The organism is Rhodothalassium salexigens DSM 2132, from assembly GCF_004341375.1.
GTDB classification, from domain to species: domain Bacteria; phylum Pseudomonadota; class Alphaproteobacteria; order Sphingomonadales; family Rhodothalassiaceae; genus Rhodothalassium; species Rhodothalassium salexigens.
This window is the reverse complement of sequence record NZ_SLXO01000010.1, coordinates 75,474-100,344: the sequence shown is the minus strand read 5'-3', so window position 1 is coordinate 100,344 and position 24,871 is coordinate 75,474. Positions and strand designations below refer to the sequence as shown.

Genomic DNA, 24,871 nt, shown 5'->3' with positions numbered 1-24,871 from the left:
CGGGCCACATCCCGGTCGCTTGGCCGCCGACCATCCAAGGGCCGCTCGGCCCCGGCCGACACCCAGCCATGCCATCGCCAACGCCGATCCGACCCGGCCGCCCGCCCGCAAGGCTGCCGGCGCCTTGGCCAGAAGGGACAGACACCATGACGCAAATCCGCGCCGCCAGCGATGTGGGCGGCACCTTCACCGACCTGGTCTATTACGAGATCGACGACCGGACCGGCGAGGCCCGCCACATCACCGAGGTCAAGGCCCACACCACCCCGCCCAACTTCCAGCAAGGCGTCATGGACGCGCTCGACAAGGCCGGCATCGACGCGCGCCAGATGGCCTTCTTCGCCCATGGTTCGACCGTGGTGATCAACACCCTGACCGAGCGCAAGGGCGCAGCGGTCGGCCTGATCACCACCCAAGGGTTTCGCGACGTGCTGGAGATCGCGCGCGGCAACCGCCCGGATTTCTTCAACCTGCTCTATGAAAAGCCGGCCCCGTTCGTGCCCCGGCACCTGCGCCGCGAGGTCGCCGAGCGGATGACCTACAAGGGCGAGGTGGCGCAGCCCCTGGCGCTCGACGCCAGCGAGGACAGCGAGGGGCTCGACGCGATCCTCGACCATTTCCGCGCCGAGGGCGTCGAGGCGATCGCCATCTGCCTGCTGCACGCCTACGCCAACCCCGCCCATGAACAGGCGCTGGCCCAGGCCATCGCCGCGCGCTGGCCCGAGGTGGCGGTGGTCGCCTCGCACCAGATCTGCCGCGAATGGCGCGAATATGAACGCACCAACACCGCCGTGCTCAACGCCTATGTGCAGCCGCGCGCCAGCGCCTATCTGACCCAGTTGCAGGACGCGCTCACCACCAAGGGATTCGACGGTGCCTTTTATGTGATGCAGTCGAACGGCGGCATCGACACCGTGGAGGCGGCCCGGCGCACGCCGATCACCATCGTCGAATCGGGCCCGGCCAGCGGCGTGCTCGGCGCCGCGGCACTCGGCGAATTGTTGGGCGTGCGCAACCTGATCGCGTTCGACATCGGCGGCACCACCGCCAAATGCTCGCTGGTCGACGACGGCCAGGTCAGCCTGACCAGCCAGTACATGATCGAACGCGACGACCGCTCGGCCGGCTATCCGATCATGACCCCGGTGGTCGACATCGTCGAGATCGGCAATGGCGGCGGCTCGATCGGCTGGATCGACGATTTCGGCAAGCTGCACGTGGGCCCGCAATCGGCCGGCGCCGACCCCGGCCCGGTGGCCTATGGGCGCGGCGGCCGGGACGCCACCACCACCGACGCCAATCTGATGCTCGGCCGGGTCAACCCGGACTATTTCATCGGCGGCGAGGTTAAGGCCGACATGGCCGCGGTCGAGGCGGCGTTCGCGCGCCTGGGCCAGCCCCTGGGGCTCGACGCGGTGCAAGCCGCGCGCGGCGTGATCCGCATCGCCAACCACAATATGGCCAACGCGCTCAAGCTGGTGTCGATCAACCGGGGCTATGACCCGCGCGACTTCGCCCTGGTGGCGTTCGGCGGCGGCGGCGGCATGCACGCCGCTGCCCTGGCCGAGGAATTGAACATCCCCTCGGTGATCGTGCCGGCCAAGGCGTCGGTGTTCTCGGCCTGGGGCATGTTGATGTCGGACCTGCGCCGCGACTATGTGCAGACCCACGCGGTGGCCATGGACGCCCACGCCGCCGACGGCATCACCGACGCCCTGGGCGCCCTGCGCGACCAGGCGCTTGCGGCTTATGCCGACGAAGGCGTCAAGCCCGGCCGGGTGCGCTTCGACCAGGCGCTTGAGCTGCGCTATGTGGGCCAGGCGCACACGGTCAAGGTAGCGTTCGACCATGACCGCCTGACCGCCGACGACATCGACCGCGTGCTCGCCGATTTCCACACCGCGTACGAGAAAACCTATACCTACGCGCTCGACAACCCGGTCGAACTGGTGAGCTTGAACCTCACCGCCTTCGCCGCCATCGACAAGCCGACGCTGCCCAAGCTGGCGACCACGGACGACCCGGCCGGTGCGCTCAACGCCGCGCGCAAGCCCGACCGACGGGTCGATTTCGACGCCCAGGGGGTCCACCAAACCGCCATCTACGACCGCGACCGGCTGCCCGCCGGCACCACTTTCACCGGCCCCGCCATCGTCGAGGAAGCCGGCACCACCACCGTGGTGCTGCCGGGCCAACGGGTCCGCGTCGACGACTATGGCAATCTGCACATCGAGACAGGAAAGGCCACGGCATGACCCAGCACGACACCCCGAGCCCGACCCGGAACCAGGCGCCGGTGGACCCGATCACCGTGGAGATCATCCAAAGCTCGCTGCGCGCGATCACCGACGAGATGTTCGCCACCATGCGCAAGACCGCAATGAGTTCGATCATCTACGAGGTGCTCGACTTCGGCGTCGCCATGTTCGACGCCGACGGCCAATTGGCCAGTTCGGGCTCGGGCATTCCGGGCTTCATCGGCATGTTGGAACCGGGCGTGAAGTCGGTGCGGGCCAAGTACCACCGGCCCGGCGATGTGGGCCCCGGCGACATCTTCATGACCAACATCCCGCACCATGGCGGGGTCAGCCACATGAACGACGTGGTGTTGATCCTGCCGGTGTTCGCCGGCGACACGCTGATCGGCTGGCTGGCCAACAAGGCGCACTGGGTCGACCTGGGCGGCGCGTTCCCCGGCGGCATCAGCGCCGACGCCCGCGACCTCTATCAGGAGGGACTGCAACTGCCGTGCATCAAGGTGATCGAGGCGGGCCAGGTGAACCAGGCGGTGCTCGACATCATCCAGGCCAACAGCCGCCAGCCCGACATCTCGAAGGGCGATTTCTGGGCCGGGGTGGCGTCGATGCGCGCCGGCGAGCGCCGCTTCAAGGCGCTGGCGGAGAAGTACGGCACGCCTGCGGTGCTGCACGCCATCGCCGACTATATCGAGACCGGCGAGCGGATGGCGCGCGCCGCCCTCAAGGCGCTGCCCCATGGCCGCTTCGACGCCACCGAGCGCACCGACGACGGCATCGAATTGCGCACCACGATCACCATCACCGACGACGTCTTCGAGGTCGACCTGCGCGGCAACCCGCCGACCCGCGCCGACGCGCTCAACTGCACGCTCGACGCCACCATGGTCAACGCGCAGATGATCTTCATGGCAATCTGCGGGCCGGACAATCTGGCCAATTCGGGCACCTTCCGGCCGATCCGCCTGCTCGTCGACGACGATTCCATGTTCGCCGCGCGCTATCCGGCCGCGGTCAGCGTCTATTACGAAACCACGGTGACCGGCTTCGACCTGTTGTGGAAGGCGCTGGCGCCCGCACTGCCCGAACGGCTGACCGCCGGCCATTATGCCTCGATCTGCGGCACCTTCCTGGGCGGCCCGCACCCCGAAACCGGCCAGGCGCTCGGCATCGTCGAGCCGCAGCTGGGCGGCTGGGGGGCGGCGGCGACCCGCGACGGCGTCAACGCGCTCTACACCGGCTATCACGGCGACACCTTCAACGTGCCGGCCGAAGTGGCCGAACAGCGCAACGGGCTGATGGTCGACCGGCTGAGCCTGAGCGAGGCACCGGGCGGCGAGGGCCGGCACATGGGCGGGCGCGGCATCCGCCTGCACTATCGGATCATGGCCGACGGCTGGTGGATCACCACGGCTTATGTGCGCACAGAAAACGGCCCCTGGGGTCTCGACGGCGGCCGGCCGGGTTCGACCAACTTTATCGAGGTGGTCCGCGCGTCGGGCGAGCGTAGCCGCCACGCCGCCTGCACCGCCCTGCCGCTCAACGCCGGCGACGTGGTCGAGGTGGTGACCGCCCATGGCGGCGGCTATGGCGACCCGGCCGAGCGCCCCGCCCGGCAAGTGGCCGAGGACGTCAAGAACGGCTATGTCTCGCCGGACCGCGCCGCCGAGGTCTATGGCTATCGGGGCGACCCCGCATGACCGCCGACACCCCCACACCGACGCCGCAGCCGACGCCACAGCCCGGGCCCGGCCGGCGGCGCCACCTGGCCCTCGACACCGGGGTCGGGCGGTTGGTGATCGCGCTCGACGACGCCGCCGCCCCGCTGACCTGCGCCTATTTCGCCGACTTGGCGGCCATGGGCGCGTTCGACGGCACCGGCTTTTACCGCATCGTCACCCGTGCCAATGCCAGCCACCGGCCCGACCACCCGATTGAGGTGGCCCAGGGCGGGCTGTGGGTCGACGACCCGCAGCCGCTGCCCCCGGTGGCCCACGAACCGACCGACCGGACCGGCCTGCGCCATCGCCGGGGCACCGTCTCGGCGGCGCGGTTCGAGCCCGGACGCACCTATGGCGGCTTCTTCCTGTGCCGCGCCGACACGCCGTCGCTCGACGCCGGCGGCGCGCGCCACCCCGACGGCCAGGGCTTCGCCGCCTTCGGCCAATTGGTCGAGGGGGTCGACAGCCTCGACCGGCTGTTCGGCCGGGCCGGCGCTCAAGAAATGCTCGACCCACCGGTGCCAATCCTGCGCGCAGAGGTGATTTGACGGCGGCGGGGGAGCCGACCCGGTGTTCGTACGGGCCTTACCTCCCCCGTCATGGGCGCCCGAACGCTCGTCGCAATCGCGCCAAGCCCACACCCCCAGCATCAAGAGGCCGACACAAGGCGCCCGAGTGCCTTAACTCCGCAGCACCACCGTGCGGCCGTTGGTCATGAACACGCGGTGTTCGGCGTGCCAGCGCACGGCGCGGGACAGCACCGAGGCTTCCACCTCGCGGCCCATGGCGACCATGTCGTCGACCGTGGTGGCGTGGGTGACCCGGCGCACGTCCTGTTCGATGATCGGGCCTTCGTCCAGGTCCGCCGTCACATAGTGGGCGGTGGCGCCGATCAGCTTGACGCCGCGGGCGTGCGCCTGATGGTAGGGCTTGGCGCCCTTGAAGCTCGGCAGAAACGAATGGTGGATGTTGATGCAGCGGCCGCCGAGCCAGGCGCTCATGCCGTCCGACAACACCTGCATGTAGCGCGCCAGCACCACAAGCTCCGCGCCGCTGTCCTTGATCAGGCCGCGAAAGGCTTGCTCCTGCGCGGGCTTGGTGTCGGGCGTGATCGGCAGATGGTGGAACGGCAGGCCGTGCCACTCGACGGTGCGGGCGAGCGTCGGATGGTTCGAGACCACGCCGACGATGTCGATGGGCAGGGTGCCGATCTGCCATTTGTGCAGCAGATCGTTCAGGCAATGGCCGGCCTTCGACACCGCCACCAGCACGCGCATGCGCCGGCCCAGGGTGTGCAGCGACCAGGTGCGCGCCATGGTGTCGGCGAGCGGGCGGACGATCTCTTCCAGCTGGTGCAGCGTCCGGTCGGGGCTGACCAGTTCCATGCGCACGAAGAACATCGCGCTTTGCGGGTCGCCATAGACCGAGGCTTCGCGGATGTCGCAGCCATGCTCGGCGAGCAGCGGCGCCAGGCGCGCCAGGATGCCCCGCTGGTCGGGACAGGCGAGCTTCAAGACCAGACGGGCGGGCAGGCGATCGACCATGACAGCGACTCCGAACGGCCGGGCACGCCAGCGACGGGCACCGGGCCGGTTGTATACACCGCATCCGGCTCTAGCAGACAGCCCGCCCCGAGGCCATAGCCATGCGCGTCCGGCACCGGCGGTCAACCGAGTCAACCGGGTGCGTAACCGAAAAGTGGCGGCCCGGTCCGCAGACCGAGCCGCCAACAACCCCGACCCCTGGTGGGCAGAGGTGACAAGCGGGTGGCCGGACCCTTAGGCCACCGCGCTCAGGGTTGTGTCATTGGCCGGGTGGGCCATGGCGACGACGCTGTCGAAGGCGTTTTCCGCCAGCGCCTCTTCTTCACCGCGGCGGATGCCGCCGAGGAAATGTTCGACCCGCGCCTTGAGGATCTCGCCGCGCTCGCCCACCGTCTTCGCAGCGGACAAGACCTGGGTCGACGCCGCAGCGGCCGATTGCGACACCTGACCGGTCACCTCGGCGATCGAACGGTCCAACTCGTCGGTGGAAGCGGCGACGATCTGCATGGACTGCGAGGTCTGGTCCGAGGCGGTCGCCACGGTGGTCGCCTGGGCGGTGGTTTCCTCGGCAGTGGCGGCCATCTGGTGCGCGGTGGCGTCCAGTTCCGACGCACTCGATGCCAGGGCGTCGAGGACCGAGCGGATGTCTTCTTCGAAGGTGGCAACGGCACCGCGCAGCGCCTCGGCCTTGGCCGCCTCGCGTTGCGCCCGCTCCTGCTTGGCGCGCGCCTCGACCTCCAATTGCTCGGCCTCACGGCGCTGCTTGGCGGCTTCGCGTTCGGCCGCTTCGACGGCCTCGGCGCGCGTTTGCCGGCGTTCGATGGCGGCGCGCCGCTCGCCGACAGTCGGCGCCGCGGCGAGGCGGTACTCGGCGCGGTTGAGCGCGATCACCTCCTGGCGCAGACGGCGCAAACGACGGCATAGATTTTGGTCGCGAACGTCATGTTGGCGAAAGACATGATTGAGGGTCCTTTTGAACGCATTGCTAACAGGGGCGCGCCCCGCCCACCGGGTCGCGCGCTCCCCTCTAACCAAGGTTCGTGCCAACTCGGCCCACCGCCGAAAAACCGCCGCCGACGGCAACGCCCCGGCGCCGCGTGCGTCATTCCAGAACCGCCCGGCGCCTCAAAACAACACCGGCCCTCTCAAATGATACAGGCGGTCCGCCGCAACCTCGCCACAGTGGCCGGACAACATCCTGCCAACCGCCGCCTTAACCGGATCGACAGGTCATGCCACCCTGAGCGACCGCACGGGCAAGATCACGCCCGCCACGGGCGATCGGATGGATCAATACGTTACGCGTCAAAACCGGCGACCGAAAATACCGCAGATGACACACTGAAACCCAATAAAAAATTGATTTATACAGAAGTTTATTATGCCAATAAAAGTATAATTATCAACTTTTTTGTATACCATTATCCATTGACTTTGCCAAAGCCAAGTACATATCCCCTGCGTTGCTATGACAATGCCTCAGGAGGAAAAGAATGTACGGCAAGGCCCTGGTTGCTGCTTCCACCATCGCTCTTATGTCGAGCCAAGCGTACGCACAGAATGCGGAGCCCTTCACGGGCGCCTATGGCGACTTGGGTTTCGGCTATGAGAACAATAATGTCTCGATCAACGAAGACGTTCTGAATATCAAAGAACTTGGCTTCGATGCCGACGGTCTGTTCCTGGACTTGGGTCTTGGCTATCGCTACCAGTTCCAGAACAATTTCGTCCTGGGCCTTGAAGGCCGCTTCGACTATTCGTTCGCCGACACCAAGGTGGGCAGCGAGCCGCTCGGCCTGCAAACCAATCTGGAAAAGGGCCGGTCGTTCGGCGTCAACGGCACCATCGGCTACGCCCTGTCGGATCGCACCCTGGCCAATGTCAAGGTCGGCTACGTCAATTCCAAGGTGACCGCCGATCCGCTTGACAAGGATCTCGACGACGCCTCGAAGAACCTGGACGGCCTGCGTCTGGGGGGCGAGGTCAACTACATGCTGACCAGCTTCATGGGCGTGCGCGCGGGCATGGACTATACCTTCTACAACTCGCTGTCGAACGAGAAGCTCGGCGGCATCGGGTTCGAACTGGACGACGCCACCGTCGCACCCGGTATCGACCTGAACAGCTGGCGCGTCGGCACGGGCATCTTCGTGCAGTTCTAAGCACCGCCCCGACGACCCAGACCAAGACCGGCCGCGGCATGGCCCCGTCATGCCGCGGCCTTTTTGTGTCATGTGCCCGCTGCCGATGGCGCCGTGGCGGGACGCCGGTCAGATCCAATCGGGGCGGCTGCTCTGATAATGGGCCATGGCCATGGTGGTCCATTGGGCGTTGACCCGGATCGCGCTTGGGAACACCGAGGCATCGGTGACGAACAGGTTGCGCGTGCCGTGGACCCGGCAGCGCGCGTCGACCACGCCCCATTCGGGCCGGCCGTGCATGGGGCTGCCGCCTTGCGGGTGGCTCGACGACATGGTGGCGTCGCCCGGCCGGCGGATGAAATGGTCCATATGGGCCTCGATATCGTCGCCGCGTTTGAGCGTCGCCCCGGCGATCGACGGCGGGTAGACCTCGACCGCCCCGGCGGCGAAGTGAACCCGCGCCAGCGTCGCCAATGAGCGCTTGTAAAGCGCCAGTTCTTCGCCCGACATCACATAGTCGATGGCCCCGTCGCGGCGCGCCCGGCCCGAATTGTGGGTGGCGAACAGGACCCCGGCACTGCCCAGCCGGTCATAGCTGTGCATGCGGTCGAAATGGTCGGCGAACCAGCCGGGCATCATCACCGCCAGCCCTAAGGGCGGGTGGAACAGCGATTCCAGCAGATAGTCGCCCAGGTCCACATAGGTGGCCAGTTGCACGCCGTACTGCGCGCCGATCTCGCGGTCATAAAGGGCGGGCATCGGGCTGCCCACATTGAAACTGACCTGGTTGCCCACATTGTGGCTCAAGCCGCTGCGCCGCATGATCGCGGTGGTCGCGCCGACGCCGCCGGCCAGCACCACCGCGTGGCGCGCGCCGATCCACACGCCGCCTTGGCCCGGCACCCGGGCATAGACGCCCTGCGCCTTGAGCGCCCCGCCCCACCAGTCGCGCAGGCGCACCCGGTCGACCCAGGTGCGCGGAAACACCTTGAGCCCGTGGCGGGTCGCCGCCTCGTGGATGTAGCGCCCGCGGGCGTCGTTCTTGCGCTCATAAGGGCAGCCGGTGTTGCAATAGCCGCACTGGAAACAGCCATAGCCGTCCTGGCGATAATTCTTGCGAAACCGGCCGGCCGGCGCGGCGCGGTCGTCCGGGTCGTCGAGGGTTTGGCGATACGCCGCCCAGCCGTCGAGCAGCAATCGCCCATTGGGGCCGGCCTGGGTCTCGCTGATCTCGCGGATCGGCAGGAAGTCGGCGATGGTGTCATAGGCGGCGTAGAAGCGGTCGCGGTCGATATCGATGTCGAAGCGCGCCGCCCACAGGTCGAAGGGATGATTGGCACGGGCGCGCGGGTGCAGGGTCTCGGGCTTCAAGTTCAGGCAGATGGCGTTGTTGACCACCGTCGAGCCGCCGACCGCGTGGGCCTGGAAGATCACCAGATCGTTGTTGGCGGTGGTCTGCAAACCGCCATCCTCATAGAGCTTGGCGGTCATCGCCGCTTCGTTGTGGGTGATCTCGGCGTTGGCGACCAGCGGCCCGGCCTCCAACAGCGCCACCTCATAGCCCTGGCGCGCCAGATTGTAGGCGGTCACCGCGCCGCCGGCGCCCGAGCCCACGACGATCACGTCGAAGCTCTCGCCGCCGGTCAGCCGGCCGGTGGGCACCGCGCGTTCGGGCGCCGGGCCCTCATGGGTCGGCCGGTCGGGCGGCGGCACGAAGCCGATGCGCCGATAGCTCGCCTCGCGCCGGTAATAGCCCGCATAGATCAGCGCGCGCAGCCGGGCCATGTCGCGGAACAGCCCGAACGGCCCGTCGCTGTCGGGGTCGAGCAGGGTGTTGCGGATCAGCCGCTGGCGCTTGTCGAGCGACTGGCTGGAAAAGCCGCCGAAAAAGTCCAGCCGCTCGATGCCAAACAGCACCAGCTTGACCGTGGCGAGGATATCCCGGCCGATCAGCGCCACCTGTTCCTGGATGCTGTCGACGATCTCGTCGAGGCTGAGCACCGCCTGGTCGAGGCGCGGCGCGAACAGCGCCTCGGTGAACGCGCGCAGCGTGCGCAGCTTGCGCCCCGACAATAAGGGCTTGATCGCCTCGGGCGGGGTCGTGCGCTCCAGCAGAAAAAAGCCCGACACCGCATCGGGCTCGGCGGCCCCATGGTCTGCGGTGTCCCGGTCGGCCGCTGCGGGCAGCCGGGTCAACACCGCCCGGCCGAGCAGCACCATCGGCTGTTCCGCCACCACCGGCACCAACACCTCGTCGAGCGTCACCACGCCGCCCGGCGGGCCATAGCCCGGGCGTTCGCCGGGGCCGAAATCGAGCCCCTCGGCGGCACTTTCCAAGACCGCGCGGCGCAACGGCCCGGCGTCGTCGTCGTCGCCGCCGTCATCAGCGCCATCGCCGGCGAGCAGGAAATCTTCCGCCACCAGCGCGCCGGGCGCGTCGAGGCTGTCGAACTCGCGCACGAACCGGGCCTGGCCTGCGAACGCCGCCAGCCGCCGGTCGAACCGGCCCCGATACTGGGCGCCGTCCAGATATTGCAGCGTCAGCCGGCTGTTATCCTTGCGAAGCCGCGCGAACGCGGCATCGGTCATCTGGTCGAGATCGATGGTCATCGGCCCTCTCCCGCCATGCCCCCCTTGTGGGCGGTCGAGGATAGGCATAAGCGGAACAGGTTTACCACCTGGAACTGTGGCCCGGGCCCGCGCCGACGCTCACTCGACACGATCATGGTGCCGGTGTTCTCTGAGCCGGCGGCGATACCGGGCGCCCCCTTGCTCAGCGGCCGCACGCGCGATAGCTTGTCGCCAACCAAGGCGGGCCCAGGCCCGGTCCTTTTCAGCCGGCCACAAGCCGGTATCCCGCAGCACAAAGAGTCCTCAGATGAGCACCATCAGCCCCGAGACCGCCCTGGTCTATACCATGGTCCTGGTATCGGCCTGCGACGGCGACATGACCGACAGCGAATTGAACCGCATGACCTTCGCGGTCGGCGGCCTGCCCTGCTTTGCCAGTTACGACAAGAACCGCCTGCTCGCCGACAGCGAGGCGTGTACCCAGATGCTTCAGGAAGACGAGGGGCTCGACGCGGTGATCGGCCTGATCGCCGAGGCGATCGACCAGTATCATGGCGATCTGGTCTATGCGGTCGCCTGCGAGGTGGCGGCGGCCGACGGCCATCTGAGCCAGGAAGAATTGCGCATCCTGGAACTGATCCGCCACGAACTGGGCATCGACCGGCTGACCGCCGCGGCGATCGAGCGCGGGGCCGCCGCCCGGCGCAAAAGCTTCGCCGTCCCGGCCTGAGCCGGCCCGGACCGCCAGCCGATGACCAGTGCCCGCACCGCCCTGCGCCACCTGCCCAACGCCCTGACCGTGGCGCGGGTGGCCGCCGTGCCGTTCTTGGCCGGCGTCTTCTTCCTGGCCGAGCCGACCAAGAGCCTGGCTGCCTTCCTGCTGTTCACCGTCGCCGCCCTGACCGATTTCCTCGACGGCTGGCTGGCGCGCAAGCTGCGGGTGGTCAGCGGGCTCGGCACCTTCCTCGACCCGATCGCCGACAAGTTGATGGTCGGCGCGGCGCTGATCCTGCTCGCCTGGGACGGCCGGCTGGCCGGGCTTCATGTGGTCGCCGGGGTGGTGATCCTGTTCCGCGAAATCTTCATCTCGGGCCTGCGCGAATTTCTCGGCAATGTGAAGGTGACCATGCCGGTGTCGCGGCTGGCCAAGTGGAAGACCACGGTACAATTGGTCGCCATCGCCGTGCTGCTCGGCGCGCCGCTCGTCGGCGCCGGTGCCGGCGGCGCGCACCTGCTCGGGCTCGCGCTGTTGTGGCTGGCGGCGGCCATGACCGCGATCACCGGCTGGCAGTACACCGCCGCCGCCTGGCCGCACTTGACCGGCCCCACCGACGCCGGCGAGGATCGCTGAGCGGCGCGGCAGCCTCACGCGCCGACGACCTCGGGACCGCGCGACCATGAAACTGCTGTATTTCGCCTGGGTGCGCGAACGCCTTGGCGTCGCCGAAGAGGAGGTCGCACCGCCGGCCGCGGTGGTCGACGTGGCCAGCCTGCTCCACTGGCTGGCCGGCCGGGGCGGCGCTTATGCCGCCGTGCTGGGCGAGCGCGAGCGGCTGTGCGTGGCGGTCAACCAGGTCCACGCGCGCGACCCGGCGACCCCGGTCGGCGCCGACGACGAGGTGGCGCTGTTCCCGCCGGTCACCGGCGGCTGAGCCGCCCGGCCGGGCGCGGACGCCCGACCGGCGACCGCTTAGAGCGGCAGGTTGTTGTGCTTCTTCCACGGCGTCTCGACCCGCTTCTTGGCCAGCGCCTTCAAGCCCCGGATCAGCCGCGGCCGGGTGTTGTGCGGCATGATCACCTCGTCGATGAAGCCACGCTTGGCGGCCACGAACGGGTTGGCGAAGTGGTTTTCATAGTCGTCGGTACGCTGGGCGATCTTGTCGGCGTCGTCGCGTTCGCTGCGATAGAGGATCTCCACCGCCCCCTTGGCGCCCATCACCGCCACCTGGGCCGTGGGCCAGGCATAGTTCAGGTCGCCGCGCAGGTGCTTGGAGCTCATCACCACATAGGCGCCGCCATAGGCCTTGCGCGTGGTCACGGTGATCTTGGGCACCGTCGCCTCGCCATAGGCGAACAGCAGCTTGGCGCCGTGCTTGATGATGCCGTTATATTCCTGAGTGGTGCCGGGCAGGAAGCCGGGCACGTCGACGAAAGTGATGATCGGGATATCGAAGGCGTCGCAGAAGCGCACGAAGCGCGCGCCCTTCTTGGAGCTGTCGATGTCGAGACAACCGGCGAGCACCATCGGCTGGTTGGCGACGATGCCCACCGTCTGGCCGTCGAGGCGCGCGAAGCCGGTGAGGATGTTGGCGGCGTGGGCGGCCTGGATCTCGTAGAAGTCGCCCTCGTCGACCACCTTCTCGATCACCTCGCGCATGTCGTAGGGCTTGTTGGGGTTCGACGGCACCACATTGTCGAGGCTGGGCTCGGGCCGGTTGGCGACGTCGAACGGGCGCAGCTTGGGCGCGCGTTCGCGGTTGCTCGCCGGCAGGAAGTCGACCAGCCGGCGCACCTGCATCAGCGCTTCCACATCATTGTCGAACGCCGCGTCGGCAACCGACGATTTGGTGGTGTGGGTGATCGCGCCGCCCAGTTCTTCCTGGGTCACCTGTTCGTTGGTCACCGTCTTGACCACGTCGGGACCGGTGACGAACATGTAGCTGGTGTTCTTGACCATGAAGATGAAGTCGGTCATCGCCGGGGAATAGACCGCGCCGCCCGCGCACGGCCCCATGATCACCGAGATCTGCGGGATCACGCCCGAGGCTTCGATGTTGCGCTGGAACACCTCGCCATAGCCGGCCAGGCTGGCGACGCCTTCCTGAATGCGCGCGCCGCCGGAGTCGTTGAGGCCGATCATCGGCGCCCCGGCCTTCACCGCCATGTCCATGACCTTGCAGATCTTCTCGCCATAGGTTTCGGACAGCGAACCGCCGAAGACCGTGAAGTCCTGCGAGAACACGAACACCAGCCGGCCGTTGATCAGGCCCGAGCCGGTGACCACGCCGTCGCCGTAATAGGTCTTGTCGTCCATGCCGAAGTCGGTGCAGCGGTGCTCGACGAACATGTCGTATTCCTCGAACGAGCCCGGGTCGAGCAGCACCTGGATGCGTTCGCGCGCGGTCAGCTTGCCCTTGGCGTGCTGGGCGTCGATGCGCTTCTGGCCGCCGCCGAGGCGCGCCTGGTGGCGGCGCTGCTCCAGCTCTTCGAGGATTTCCTTCATGGGCACGGTCCCCCTTATTGTGATGGTTGGCCGGGCGAGCGGCCGGCGCGGATACAGCGGCCGCGCCCCCCCATGGACAGGGCGGCACGGCCGTGTGCGGCGCACAGGCTGATCGCCGCGGGGCGCCGCTGTCAATAACCCAGAGGTCGGAAAACCGCGCCGGGGCCATCGCGGCCCCGACCGGCGCGCACGCTTAGCCGGCGTCGAGCAGGCTCAAGAACCGATCGGCGGCGCGCACCTCGGCGGCGATGCCGGCGCGGCGTTCGGCGGCCTCGCTGTCCTCGCCCCACAATTCGGCCTGGAACGCCTCGTCCAGGCTGGCCGCGGTCCAGACCTGTTCGGCCGAGGCGAAGCGCGCTTCGAGTGCGAGGGCCAGCACCACCGACCCGGTCACCCCGGCGGCCAGGTGCACGCCGGTCAGCCGGAACCGGTCGAACCGGGCCACCGCCGCCGCCAGGGCATCGACCGTGGCCTGGGGCTGGACCACCGGCATCACCCCTTCAGCGAGCGCAAAGCGCGCCGCGAAGCGCTCGGCCGCCCAGTCCAGATAGGGTTGCCACAGATAGCGCTGGCGTTCGGCCAAGTCGGGCTGGCCGGCGGCGCGATAGCACAACAGGTCGGTCTCGGCGTAGCGGCTGAGCGACGTGACCACGGCGGCGCGCTGCTCGTCGCTGGTGTCGATCGCCGAGTTGAGGCTGCGGGCTAGCGGCATGGCGGCGGGGTCGAGGGTCTCGCCCTGGGCCTGCCACTCCTCGGCCACCGCTTCGGCCAGGGCACGGGTGGGGGCGGCCACCGGGCGCTGCCCCGGCGTCTTGACCGGGCGACCGTCGAGCACGACGGCATAGCCCTCGTCGGCCGGAACGACGGCCGCGTCGGAATAAAAACGCTTCACGGACCGTCAGCCTTTCGGGTCGGGATCGGAGGTCGGTGCGGAGGATGACGGCGCAGCAGAGGGCGGCGCAGCGGAGGGCGAGGCCGGCGGCGGTGCGGGCGTGGCGGTCGCCGGGGGCGCGACACCATCGTCGCCGTGCCGGTGGGCCGGTGTCTCGGCCGCCCGGTCAGCGGGGCCGGTGCCCGGGCCGGGCTTGGCGGCCGGCCGCACGGCGGGGCGTTGGCTGGCACGCGGCATGTGGCGCAGCGCCTCGCGCCGGGCCTGGCGGCGTTGCAACCGGGCCGAAGACTGGCGCTTGACCTGGGCGCCCGACGTTGTTTCAGCACCGAAGCGCAGGTGCGAGACCGGCAGCGGCCGGGCGCGCCGGCGCGGCGTCTTGTTCAGGACCTTGTCGCCCAGCGACCGCATCCGGAACGCGCCGATGAAGAACAGACCGCCGATGGTCGAGAAGCCCAGCAGGCTCAGATACACGAACGCCCGGGCGTCGGAGCCCGCCAAAAACCAGCCTCGATAGACCAGTATCAGCGCGGTGACCGCAAAACACAGGACCGCGCCGACGACCAGGAGCCAATACCCCTCGCGGGCCTGCGGATCGGTCGCCGGCACAGTCGATGGCTGTTCCAGGTGCCGCACAACCCAATCCGGGCGTTTGCGCGGCGGCGTTTCGCTATGGCGCGGTGTGGAAGTCATTCGCGATCCGTCTGTTCGTCAAGATTATCCGCCAAATCAACGCCAACATGCCGGCTCACCGGCGGCGCTAGTCGATCAGGCCGGCGACCAGCGCGGGCACATCCGCGGCCCGGTCGGCCAGCCCGCGCGCCCCGGCTTCGATCAGTTCGTCGCCGGGGTGATAGCCCCAGGTAACGCCCAGGCCATGGGCGCCGGCACTGCGCGCCATCGCCATGTCATAGCGCGTGTCGCCGATCAGCACGGTCTGCTCGGGCTCGGCGCCGGCCTCGGCGATCGCCGTGCGCAGCATCGCCGGGTGCGGCTTCGAGGGATGCAGGTCCGCCGTCTGCAAAGTGATAAAATACCGTGCAAGGCCGTACCTGTCCAACGTCAAGGCAAGCCCACGCGACGACTTGCCGGTCGCCACCCCCATCAGATAGCCGGCATCGTCCAGCGCCGCCAGCAGTGCCGCGATCCCGGGATAGAGCGATTCGTCGGCATCGCCGCCGGCGGCCCGCATATCGGCGAAGGCGCGCTTGTAATGGCCGGCCAGTTCATGATGGTCGGGCGCGTCGAGGTCGGGCAGCAAGTGCGCGATCGCCTCGGGCAAGGACAAGCCCACCACCCGGCGCACCGCGTTGGCATCGGGCCGCGGCAGGCCGGCGGCATCGAAAACCCGTTCCATGGTGCGAACGATAATGCCCTGGCTGTCCACCAGCGTGCCGTCGCAATCGAACACCACCAGCCGCAACGGCCGGTCGGCGGAGACGCGTTGCGCCATCGTGATCGATCCTCTCTCAATCCAAGCCGGCACGAGGCGCGCGCACGCCCGCCCCGCGCGAAGGGGTTTAGTGGGTTTCGACACGGAAGGCGAGAGGGCCGCGCCGGCGGCGCCCCGTCGCCCCCCGTTTGACACTCAATGTTGCCGGACAGGCTGGCCATGCAACCCTGAACAGCAACAATTCATTGAAAATATTTTTTGTTTATTCCTTATGATGCACGTGATAGGACGTATGCTAAGTAAGACAATAAACCCAAAGCTTATCTCCCTCATCCCGTTGCCATGGAGCCAGATGCGATGACTCATGCGCACCATCACCATCACCACGAAGGCGAGGACGGCCTCGACCTTGCCGGCCTGCTCGCCGGGGCGGCCCTGCCCTATATGGGCACCGAACTGCCGTCCGATGCGTTCGGGTTCAAGGCCAGCCAGCAGGGCTTCGACTTCACCGTGGCCATCGTCGACCAGGTCGGCGGCACCGCCGCGTCGATCCTCACCCTGTTCGAGACGATCACCGAAAAGGCGCTCGAAGCCTGGGGACACTTCCTCAACGGCTTCGGCAACGCCAATCTGGACGTCCAGGTCAATGTGGGCGGCACCAACGCCGTGGCGTCGGCGGGGCCTGGCAGCATCTTCTTCGACGGCAACTTCGTCGACCGCAACGGCAGCGGCAGCTTCGACGCCGGCGACATAGGCACGGTGATCGCCGGCAGCCTGCTGGAGCTGCAGACCGGCACCGATTTCAACGGCAGCACGCCCGACATCATCGTCAACGTCAACGAACAGCTGATCAACGGCGGCCAGTTCTTCTTCGACCCGGAACTGGACGACCCGGTGCCATCGAACCAGATCGACTTCTATTCGGTGATCCTGCACGAACTGGGCCACGGTTTGGGCTTCCTCGGCCTGGCCAACAGCGTGCCGGTGGCCAGCAGCCTGCCCAGCGGCAACTTCCTCGGCTTCGGCACGATCACGGCGGCGACCCAGTACGACCTGTTCATCGACGACAGTTCGGGCGTGCCCTTGTTCACCGGGCCGAACAGCGTGGCGCTCTATGGTGGCGGCGTGCCGCTTGAATACACCACCGGCAGCGGCGGTTCGGACATCTCGCACTTCCTGGGCAATACCGGCAACAGCTTCGGCACGCCGGTGGACCTGCGCCTGTCGCTGATGAACCCGTTCGTCATCCAGGGCGACCGGGCCGATATCGGCGCCACCGAACTGGCGCTGTTCGCCGACATCGGTCACTCGGTCACCAACATCAACCAGGCGCCGTTCATCAACATCCTCGACGGCCTGCCGGCCTCGGCGGTGCCCACGGTCAGCGTGTCGGGGCTTGCCGGCACCGGGGCGGGCAGCCTCGACATCGGCATCGTGCTCTCCAGCGCGCCGCCGTTCAGCACCGTCTCGTCGTCGGTGGGGCTGGACCTGGCCACCAGCGCCGGCACCAATCTCGACGGCCGGGTGCTGTTCCAGCCCGGCGACACGTCGGAGACGGTGACGCTCAGCTTCACCGAGGTGTTCGGCGTGTCGAGCGTGGCCCAAGGCCAATCGGTCACCGCCAGCATCGACGTGACCCTGTTCAACCCGGCCCAGGCGGTACTCGCCGGCGCGCAGATCGGCGCCCAGCAGACCGACACCGTGACCATCGACCTGATCCTGCAAGGCGGGCCGGGCGGCAGCCAGACGGTCAGCGTGGTGCCCTCAGGCTCGGTTCTGCTCGGCGGCGACCCGATCGCCGGGCTTATGGGCGGCGCGCCGTCGGGCAATCGGCTCGACGACATCTATGTGAGTGCCGGCCTGTTCGCCGACGACGGCTTCGCGTTCGAAACCGACCCGATCCTCGTTTCGGGCAGCGACTGGGCCGACGCCCGGGGGCTCGACCTGCGCAGCCTCGCCGGCCGCGCCGAGCCCGACGGGTTCGAGGCGCTCGGCACCGAGCGCGCGCCGCTGATCTGGGCCAATGACCTGGGCCTCACCAACGACCTGGAATTCGGATCGACCGGCGACGTCTTCTGACCACCGCCCGCCGCCCACCGGCCAGTTCCGGCGGGCGGCGGGGGCAACGGAAGCAACGGGGGCGACGCGCGGCCACCGGGTCAGTCAATCAGCCGATCAGTCAATCCCGCGGTCAGCGCGCGCCGTCGTCCTCGAACGGGTCCTCGGCATAATCGGGGTCCCAGCCGAAGGTCTCCCAGGTTTTCAGCATATGGCCTTCGAGCGGCGCGGTGACGCTGAGCCGCCCGCCCGCCGGATGGGGCAGCGTGATCGCGCGCGCGTGCAGGTGCAGGTTGCGCGACACCTGGCCGCCCAGAAACGCCTCGCGCCCGCCATACTTGCCGTCGCCGACGATCGGGTGATTGATCGCGGCACTGTGCACGCGCAACTGGTGGGTGCGCCCGGTCAGCGGCTTGAGCGCCAACCAACTGGCCTTCTGTGCTGCCTGGTCGACCACCGAATAGAGCGTCACCGCCGCCTTGCCCTCGGGGTCGAGCGCCATTTTCTCCTGGCCCGCGCCGCCCTGCTTGTCCATGGCGCCGCGGATCTCGCCCGCGCGCACCCGGGGCACGCGCATGACCAGCGCCCAATAGACCTTGTGCGCGGCCCGGCTGCGAAACGCCTTGCCCAACTGGGCGGCGGCCTGCGCCGTACGGCCCAGCAACAGCACGCCCGAGGTGTCCTTGTCGAGCCGGTGGATCAGCCGCGGGCGCTCGTCCTTCTCGAACGTCAGCGCGTCGAGCATCCCGTCGAGATGCCTCGCCACCCCCGAGCCGCCCTGGACCGCGAGCCCCGCCGGCTTGGCGATCGCCAGCACATGGTCGTCCTTGTGCAGCACCCGGGCGCGCAGATCCGCCGCGTCGCGCGCCGACACCGCCGGGCGCGGCTTGGCCGCCGGCCCCGCCGCCGGCTGACGCGCCGCCTCACGGTCCATGGGCGGCACGCGCACCGCCTGGCCCGCGACCAGGCGGTCGCCCACCTTGGCACGCTTGCCGTCGACCCGCACCTGGCCGGTGCGCACCAGCTTGGACACCGCGCCGAAGCCAAGCCCCGGATAGTGGCGCTTGAACCAGCGGTCGAGGCGGACCCCGTCGTCCTCGGCGCCGACCGTCACCGTCTCGGCGCCGCTCACAGGCCAGCCCCCACGCCGCGGGCAAGCGCCAGACCGGCAAACGCAGCGGCCACGCACAACCCCACCGACAGCAGCGCATACGCGCCGGCCAGGGCCCATTGGTTCTTTTCGATCAGCAGCATGGTCTCCAGCGAAAAGGTGGAAAAGGTGGTGAAACCGCCCAGAAAGCCCACGGTCAGGAACGAGCGCAACGCGACGCCGGCGTCGAAGCGGCCGACCAACAGGCCGACCAGCAGCCCCATCAGCGCCGAGCCCGCCACATTGACCGCCAGGGTGCCAAGCGGAAACGCCCCGCCGCCGGTCTGGCCCCACCAGCGCATGACCGTCGCCGAGACATAGTGCCGACTGACGGCGCCCAGGGCCCCGCCAAGGGCGATGGCAAGGACGGGCGGAACACCGGCCATGGAACACGCACTCCTGAAATCGGCTTACACAACGCCGAAGGTCCAGCCCTCGGCGCGGCGCACCTTAGCCGACAACGCACGCGGCCGCCAGAGCCGGGCATCGCCGGCGCGCGCGCGCAGCCACGCCGCCCCGATCAGCGCGTCGGCGCCATGGTCGTTGAGCGCCGCAGCATCGCCATCCGGCGCCACCGCGTCGCTGGCCAGGGCGCCGAGCGCCTCGGCGAGCCCGGCATGGTCGGCGACCTTGCGCTGGCCGAGACCGGCGTCGCGGATGCACAGGCCGGTATAGATCTCCACCGCCACCGACGCGCCGGTTTGCCGCCGGTCGAACGGCCAGACGGCGAAACCGTCCAAACGGTGCAGCAGGCGCATCCCGGCGAGCGACGCCTTGCCCACCTGGTTGGGGCCGATCAGGTGAAACACGCACTGGGCATTGCCCTGCCCGGCCTCGCGGCACAGATGCTCGGTCAGCCGAAAGCGGCGCTGGAAGTGCCGGCCGGCCGGCTTGGCGGTCAGAAAATAGGCGGCCAGCGGGCCGTCGCGGGCGATTGTCCCCGGCCCCAGATCCTCCGCGCCCTCGGTGCCGGCGGCGAGGGCGTCGAGCCACGCCCACAGGTCGCGCGCGCGCGTCGGCACCCGGGCGGCGTCGAGACCGGGGGCATAGGCGCCGAGATCGATGAACGGCAGCGAGAAGGAAAAGTCGAAACCGACCAGCAGCCGGCGCACCGCCGCCGCCTCGCCGAGCCAGGCGAGCACGCCGGTGCGCGACCAGGCCCCCCGGTCTTCGGGCCAGACCAGCCGGGGCGCGGCCCGGCCGGGCTCGGCCAGCGCCACGGCAATGCCGGGATGCCGGCGCCCCACCGCCCCGGTCCAGTCGATGGCGACGAAGGCGTCGAAGGCGCCCCAGGTCATCGGCGGCGGTCCGGTCGCGCCGGCCAAGCGCGCCCGGCCGGCCGATCAGCGGCCGCCGTCCTGGCCAGCCTTGGCGCGCAGCCGCTCCCAGCCCGCCAGCCGCTCGGCGACCCGGGCCTCATAGCCCCGACCGCGCGGCCGGTAGAACTGCTCGCGCGCCATCTCGTCGGGGAAATAGTCCTGGCCCGAAAAGCCCTGCTCGGTGTCATGGTCATAGGCATAGCCCTTGCCGTAGCCCAGATCCTTCATCAAGCCGGTGGGCGCATTGAGGATATGCTTGGGCGGCATCAGCGACCCGGTCGCCCGCGCCTTGGCCCAGGCGGCCTTTTGCGCCGCATAGGCCGCGTTCGACTTGGGCGCGGTGGCCAGATAGAGCGTCGCCTGGACGATCGCCAACTCGCCCTCGGGGCTGCCGAGCACCTCATAGGCCTGGCGCGCGGCGAGCGCCTGGGTCAGGGCGGCAGGGTCGGCCAGACCGATATCCTCCGAGGCGAAGCGGATCAGCCGGCGCGCCACATAAAGCGGGTCCTCGCCGGCGCTGAGCATGCGCGCGAGCCAATAGAGCGCCGCGTCCGGGTCCGAACCGCGCAGCGCCTTGTGCAGCGCCGAAATCAGATTGTAATGCTCTTCGCGGTCCTTGTCATAGTGGGGCGCGCGGTGCTGGATCAACTCGGCGAGGCCGGCGGGGTCGAGCGGGCCGGGCGCCAGATCGAAGACCGCCGCGGCGGTGGTCAGCGCATAGCGCCCATCGCCATCGGCCATCGCCTTGAGTTGCGCGCGCGCCTCATGGGTCAGCGGCAAGGCGCGGCCCATATGCGCCTCGGCGCGGGCCAAGAGCGCGTCGAGCGCGGCGTCGTCGAGGCGCTTGAGCACCAGCACCTGCATGCGGCTGAGCAGGGCGGCGTTGAGCTCGAACGACGGGTTCTCGGTGGTCGCGCCGACCAGGGTGACGGTGCCGTCCTCCACATGGGGCAGAAAGCTGTCCTGCTGGGCGCGGTTGAAGCGGTGGATCTCGTCGACGAACAACAGCGTGCCCTGGCCGGTGCGGCGGCGCTGGGCGGCCTGGTCGAACACCTTGCGCAATTCGGCGACGCCGGTGCCGATCGCCGACACCTGGGTAAAGGCGAGCCCGGTGCGCTCGGCCAACAGGCGGGCGATGGTGGTCTTGCCGGTCCCGGGCGGCCCCCACAATACCAGCGAGCCCAGATGGCCGGTTTCGACCATGCGCGCAAGCGGCGCGCCGGCACCCAACAGATGGTCCTGACCGACCACCTGGTCGAGCGCCGTGGGCCGCAACCGGTCGGCCAAGGGCCGCGGCGCTGCCTCGGCCATGCCGGCCTGCTCGAAAAGATCACTCATGGGCTGCTGCCTCGCGGTGCTACACCGGTGTTCCTAATCCGTTCCGGCCACCGACACAAGCCACCGGGCCGGCTGGTGAGCGGGCGCCCGGCCCGACCCGCCCGGACCGACCGCGGTGGCGATCGGTGCTCCGGTCAGCATCCCGGTCAGCGCACCCGTTGGCAGCCGAAGCGGCGGCCGCGGTCGGCGATGACGCAGTCGGCGACCTGGCCGTCGCGCTCGATGCGATAGTTGAACGGCGAGCCCGTGTCGTCCAACAGCCGCTCCAGCTCCGCCACATCGTCCACCTTGGTGCCGTCGACGCCGCGGATGATGTCGCCCTTGCGCAGCCAACGCAGACGCCCCGCCGGGCTGCGCCGCTCCACCGCCACCACCACCACGCCCTCGGCGAACGGGTCGAGGCCCAGTTCGTCGTTGAAGCGCGGCGACAGATTGCCCACCTCGACGCCCTGGAACGGGTGCCGGCCGTCGAGGGCGGTCAGGTCGCGCTTCGGCCGCTCGGGCGGCAGCGCCACGTCGACCGCGATGTCGCGGGTGCGGCCGTCGCGCAGGATGGTGACCGCCGCCGCGCTGCCCGGCCGGGTGGTGGCGACGCGGAAGGTCAGCGCGCTTTCGTCCAGCACCTCACGCCCATTGACCGCCAGGATCACATCGCCCGGGCGCAGGCCGGCGCGCTCGGCCGGACCCTTGGGATACAAGCGGTCGATCAACACGCCGCCGGGCCGGTCGAGCCCGAGGCTGGCGGCCAGATTGCGGGTCACCGGCTGGGTCGCGACGCCGATCCACGGGCGCACCACCTCGCCCTCGTTGAGCGCCGCGCGCACCACCGTCTCGACCATGTTGGCCGGCACCGCGAAGCCGATGCCCGCCGACTGACCCGAGCGCGAATAGATCGCCGAGTTGACGCCCAACAGCCGGCCCTGCAGGTCGACCAGCGCGCCGCCGGAATTGCCCGGGTTGATCGCCGCGTCGGTCTGGATGAAGAAATTGAGGTCGGTGATGCCGACGCGCGTGCGCGCGGTCGCCGAGACGATCCCGCTGGTCACCGTCTGGTTGAGGCCGAAGGGGTTGCCGATCGCCAACACGATGTCGCCGACCATGGCGGTCTCGCTATCGGCGAACGCCAAGGTGGGCAGCTTCTCGCCGTCGGTGTCGATGCGCAGCACGGCCAGATCGGTGCGTTCGTCGGCGACCACCACCTCGGCATCGAATTCGCGCCGGTCGCTCAAGGCGACGGTGATCTCGTCGGCGTCGGCGACCACATGGTTGTTGGTGACGATCACCCCGTCGGGGCGCACGATGACGCCCGAGCCGAGCGACGACAACACCCGCTGGCGCCGGCGCTGCGGGATGTCCTGGCCGAAGAATTCGCGGAACATCTGCGCCATGGCCGACTCGCGCGCCGCCACCTGCTTGCGCGTGTAGATGTTGACCACCGCAGGCGCCACCCGCTCGACCACCGGGGCATAGCTGAGCAGCACATCCTGGCGGTCATGGGGCACCTGGCGCTCGATCTCCTGAGCCACCGGCACCTTGGCGCCCGCCGCGCCCAGCAGCAACGCCGCCCCCAGTCCCGCCGTCATCAGCCACAGCTTGGCCATCTGTCGTCTCCCGTCGCAAAACGCTGTCAGTTGTGCCGAGAAAAAGCCTCTGGCGTCTATTGCCACGAAAAAAGGCGGCACCGGGGCGCCGCCTTCATCCTCTGGCTATCGGCCCATGGCCGACCCGCCCTGCCGGTGCAAGCCGCAGCCCGATCAGGCCGCTTCTTCCAGCTCTTCGGTCTCGACCGGCCCTGAATCCTGGCCCTTGGCCTCGGGGTTGCGGTCGACCAGTTCGATCACCGCCATCGGCGCGGCGTCGCCGGTGCGGAAGCCGGCCTTCAGCACCCGCACATAGCCGCCGGGGCGGTCCTGATAACGCTCGGCCAGTTCGCTGAACAGCTTGTCGGCGAGCTTGACGTCGCCGAGCCGCGCGATGGCCAGACGACGATTGGCCAGACCGCCCTTCTTGCCCAGGGTGATCAGCTTTTCGACCACCGGACGCAGGTCCTTGGCCTTGGGCAGAGTGGTGACGATCTGTTCGTGTTTGACCAGCGCCTGCGCCATGTTCTTGAACATGGCCTGGCGATGGCTCGACGTGCGATTGAATTTGCGGCCCGATTTGCGGTGACGCATGGTCCTACTCCGTTAGCTCCGAGACCCGGTTCAAACCCGGCAGCCTCAGTAATCGTTCTCCAGCTTCTTCGCCAGTTCCTCGATATTGTCCGGCGGCCAACCGGGCACTTCCATGCCCAGGCTGAGGCCCATCTGGCTCAACACTTCCTTGATCTCGTTGAGCGACTTGCGGCCGAAGTTGGGCGTCCGCAGCATCTCGGCCTCGGTCTTCTGCACCAGATCGCCGATATAGACGATATTGTCGTTCTTCAGGCAGTTGGCCGAGCGGACGCTCAGTTCCAACTCGTCGACCTTGCGCAGGAAGTTCTTGTTGAACGGCGGCTCGCCCTCTTCCTTGGTGGCCAGGGCTTCGGTCGGTTCCTCGAAATTGATGAACAACTGAAGCTGGTCTTGCAGGATCCGCGCGGCAAACGCCACCGCGTCTTCGGGGCTGATCGACCCGTCGGTCTCGATGTCCAGGGTCAGCTTGTCATAGTCGAGGATCTGACCCTCGCGGGTGTTCTCGACCTTGTAAGCGACCCGGCGGATCGGGCTGTAGAGCGCGTCCACGGGGATCAGGCCGATGGGCGCGTCTTCGGGGCGATTGCGGTCGGCCGGCACATAGCCCTTGCCCGAATCGACCCACAATTCCATGTTCAACGTGGCGCCGTCGTCGAGCGTGCAGATGATCAGGTCCTTGTCCATGATCTCGACGCCCGCCACTTCGGCGATCTGGCCGGCCCGCACCTCGCCCGGCCCGGTGGCGGTCAGGTGCAGACGCTTGGGCTGGTCGGTCTCGACCTTCACCGGCAACTGCTTGACGTTGAGCACGATGTCGGTGACGTCTTCGCGAACGCCGTCGATCGACGAGAACTCGTGCAGCACGCCCTCGATCTGAATCGCGGTCACCGCGCCGCCCTGCAGCGAGGACAGCAGCACCCGCCGCAGCGCATTGCCGAGCGTCATGCCGAAACCGCGCTCCAGCGGCTCGGCGATCACCTGCGCGCGCCGCTCGGGGTTGACCCCGGGCACGATCTCCAGGCCGCTCGGCTTGATCAGTTCCTGCCAATTCTTTTGGATCACGACGACATCCTCGCGTTCCCTAGTGTTCAAAAA

22 protein-coding genes are annotated in these 24,871 nt (G+C 68.6%); 8 read left to right on the top strand and 14 right to left on the bottom strand.

The genetic code is table 11. The features are described from left to right. The first annotated feature begins 146 nt into the window (after positions 1-146). The 3 genes from EV659_RS12560 to EV659_RS12550 are packed head-to-tail and all read left to right on the top strand — an operon-like array spanning position 147 to position 4,524. Positions 147-2,255 (top strand): hydantoinase/oxoprolinase family protein, encoded by a 2,109-nt coding sequence (locus EV659_RS12560; protein WP_132709240.1) that lies wholly within the window; start codon positions 147-149, stop codon positions 2,253-2,255. Beyond that, positions 2,252-3,955: a hydantoinase B/oxoprolinase family protein gene (locus tag EV659_RS12555; protein WP_132709239.1), complete on the top strand. Its 1,704-nt coding sequence runs from the start codon at positions 2,252-2,254 to the stop codon at positions 3,953-3,955. The genes EV659_RS12560 and EV659_RS12555 overlap by 4 nt, the downstream gene beginning before the upstream one ends. Continuing rightward, entirely contained in the window at positions 3,952-4,524 is a 573-nt protein-coding gene (locus tag EV659_RS12550; protein WP_132709238.1) for a peptidylprolyl isomerase, read from the top strand. The genes EV659_RS12555 and EV659_RS12550 overlap by 4 nt, the downstream gene beginning before the upstream one ends. 132 nt (positions 4,525-4,656) lie before the next feature. On the opposite strand, the gene purU is transcribed toward EV659_RS12550, so the two are convergent. Both purU and EV659_RS12540 read right to left on the bottom strand, forming a co-directional pair. Then, entirely contained in the window at positions 4,657-5,520 is an 864-nt protein-coding gene (gene purU, locus EV659_RS12545) for a formyltetrahydrofolate deformylase (RefSeq protein WP_132709237.1), read from the bottom strand. Between the two features lie 234 nt (positions 5,521-5,754). Beyond that, a complete protein-coding gene (locus tag EV659_RS12540) occupies positions 5,755-6,432 on the bottom strand; it encodes a hypothetical protein (RefSeq protein ID WP_132709236.1) in 678 nt (225 codons plus the stop codon). A 581-nt stretch (positions 6,433-7,013) separates the two neighbouring features. On the opposite strand from EV659_RS12540, the gene EV659_RS12535 reads away from it, so the two are divergent. Beyond that, on the top strand, positions 7,014-7,682 hold the full coding sequence (locus EV659_RS12535; protein WP_132709235.1) for an outer membrane protein: 669 nt from the start codon (positions 7,014-7,016) through the stop codon (positions 7,680-7,682). A 108-nt stretch (positions 7,683-7,790) separates the two neighbouring features. Here EV659_RS12535 and EV659_RS12530 read toward each other — a convergent pair whose 3' ends face one another. Next, positions 7,791-10,271 (bottom strand): GMC family oxidoreductase N-terminal domain-containing protein, encoded by a 2,481-nt coding sequence (locus tag EV659_RS12530; protein WP_132709234.1) that lies wholly within the window; start codon positions 10,269-10,271, stop codon positions 7,791-7,793. Positions 10,272-10,539: 268 nt separating this feature from the next. Between EV659_RS12530 and EV659_RS14900 the strand changes: the two genes are divergently transcribed. From EV659_RS14900 to moaD, 3 genes are read left to right on the top strand one after another with little or no spacing between them, the layout of a single operon-like run. After that, on the top strand, positions 10,540-10,962 hold the full coding sequence (locus EV659_RS14900; protein WP_200287398.1) for a tellurite resistance TerB family protein: 423 nt from the start codon (positions 10,540-10,542) through the stop codon (positions 10,960-10,962). A gap of 21 nt (positions 10,963-10,983) precedes the next feature. Then, positions 10,984-11,583, top strand: coding sequence for a CDP-diacylglycerol--glycerol-3-phosphate 3-phosphatidyltransferase (pgsA, locus tag EV659_RS12520; RefSeq protein WP_132709232.1), 600 nt, complete (start codon positions 10,984-10,986; stop codon positions 11,581-11,583). Between the two features lie 46 nt (positions 11,584-11,629). After that, positions 11,630-11,884 carry a molybdopterin converting factor subunit 1 gene (gene moaD, locus EV659_RS12515; protein WP_132709231.1) on the top strand — a complete coding sequence of 85 codons (255 nt, stop codon included), beginning with the start codon at positions 11,630-11,632 and terminating at the stop codon, positions 11,882-11,884. A gap of 38 nt (positions 11,885-11,922) precedes the next feature. Here moaD and EV659_RS12510 read toward each other — a convergent pair whose 3' ends face one another. The 4 genes from EV659_RS12510 to EV659_RS12495 all read right to left on the bottom strand — a co-directional run bounded on the left by EV659_RS12510 (position 11,923) and on the right by EV659_RS12495 (position 15,797). Next, positions 11,923-13,455, bottom strand: coding sequence for an acyl-CoA carboxylase subunit beta (locus EV659_RS12510; RefSeq protein WP_132709230.1), 1,533 nt, complete (start codon positions 13,453-13,455; stop codon positions 11,923-11,925). A gap of 193 nt (positions 13,456-13,648) precedes the next feature. Beyond that, positions 13,649-14,347, bottom strand: coding sequence for an ATP12 family chaperone protein (locus EV659_RS12505; RefSeq protein ID WP_132709229.1), 699 nt, complete (start codon positions 14,345-14,347; stop codon positions 13,649-13,651). A 6-nt stretch (positions 14,348-14,353) separates the two neighbouring features. Continuing rightward, positions 14,354-15,037, bottom strand: coding sequence for a hypothetical protein (locus EV659_RS12500; RefSeq protein ID WP_132709228.1), 684 nt, complete (start codon positions 15,035-15,037; stop codon positions 14,354-14,356). Between the two features lie 67 nt (positions 15,038-15,104). Then, the gene (locus EV659_RS12495; RefSeq protein WP_132709227.1) at positions 15,105-15,797 is read right to left on the bottom strand and encodes an HAD-IA family hydrolase; all 693 of its coding nucleotides are present in this window, start codon (positions 15,795-15,797) and stop codon (positions 15,105-15,107) included. A 297-nt stretch (positions 15,798-16,094) separates the two neighbouring features. On the opposite strand from EV659_RS12495, the gene EV659_RS12490 reads away from it, so the two are divergent. Continuing rightward, positions 16,095-17,816, top strand: coding sequence for a hypothetical protein (locus EV659_RS12490; RefSeq protein ID WP_132709226.1), 1,722 nt, complete (start codon positions 16,095-16,097; stop codon positions 17,814-17,816). Positions 17,817-17,928: 112 nt separating this feature from the next. Here the strand turns inward: EV659_RS12490 and EV659_RS12485 are convergent, their stop codons facing one another. The 7 genes from EV659_RS12485 to EV659_RS12455 all read right to left on the bottom strand — a co-directional run bounded on the left by EV659_RS12485 (position 17,929) and on the right by EV659_RS12455 (position 24,838). After that, on the bottom strand, positions 17,929-18,927 hold the full coding sequence (locus EV659_RS12485) for an RluA family pseudouridine synthase (protein WP_132709225.1): 999 nt from the start codon (positions 18,925-18,927) through the stop codon (positions 17,929-17,931). Then, a complete protein-coding gene (gene crcB, locus EV659_RS12480) occupies positions 18,924-19,331 on the bottom strand; it encodes a fluoride efflux transporter CrcB (RefSeq protein ID WP_132709224.1) in 408 nt (135 codons plus the stop codon). Before crcB ends, EV659_RS12485 begins: the two co-directional genes overlap by 4 nt. 24 nt (positions 19,332-19,355) lie before the next feature. Continuing rightward, a complete protein-coding gene (locus EV659_RS12475) occupies positions 19,356-20,243 on the bottom strand; it encodes a hypothetical protein (protein ID WP_132709223.1) in 888 nt (295 codons plus the stop codon). 45 nt (positions 20,244-20,288) lie between these two features. Further along, positions 20,289-21,602, bottom strand: a complete 1,314-nt coding sequence (locus tag EV659_RS12470) for a replication-associated recombination protein A (protein WP_132709222.1) — start codon at positions 21,600-21,602, stop codon at positions 20,289-20,291. Between the two features lie 146 nt (positions 21,603-21,748). After that, entirely contained in the window at positions 21,749-23,203 is a 1,455-nt protein-coding gene (locus tag EV659_RS12465) for a DegQ family serine endoprotease (protein WP_200287401.1), read from the bottom strand. A 153-nt stretch (positions 23,204-23,356) separates the two neighbouring features. Continuing rightward, positions 23,357-23,776, bottom strand: coding sequence for a 50S ribosomal protein L17 (gene rplQ / locus EV659_RS12460; protein WP_132709221.1), 420 nt, complete (start codon positions 23,774-23,776; stop codon positions 23,357-23,359). Between the two features lie 45 nt (positions 23,777-23,821). Then, positions 23,822-24,838 carry a DNA-directed RNA polymerase subunit alpha gene (locus EV659_RS12455; RefSeq protein ID WP_132709220.1) on the bottom strand — a complete coding sequence of 339 codons (1,017 nt, stop codon included), beginning with the start codon at positions 24,836-24,838 and terminating at the stop codon, positions 23,822-23,824. Between the last annotated feature and the right edge of the window lie 33 nt (positions 24,839-24,871).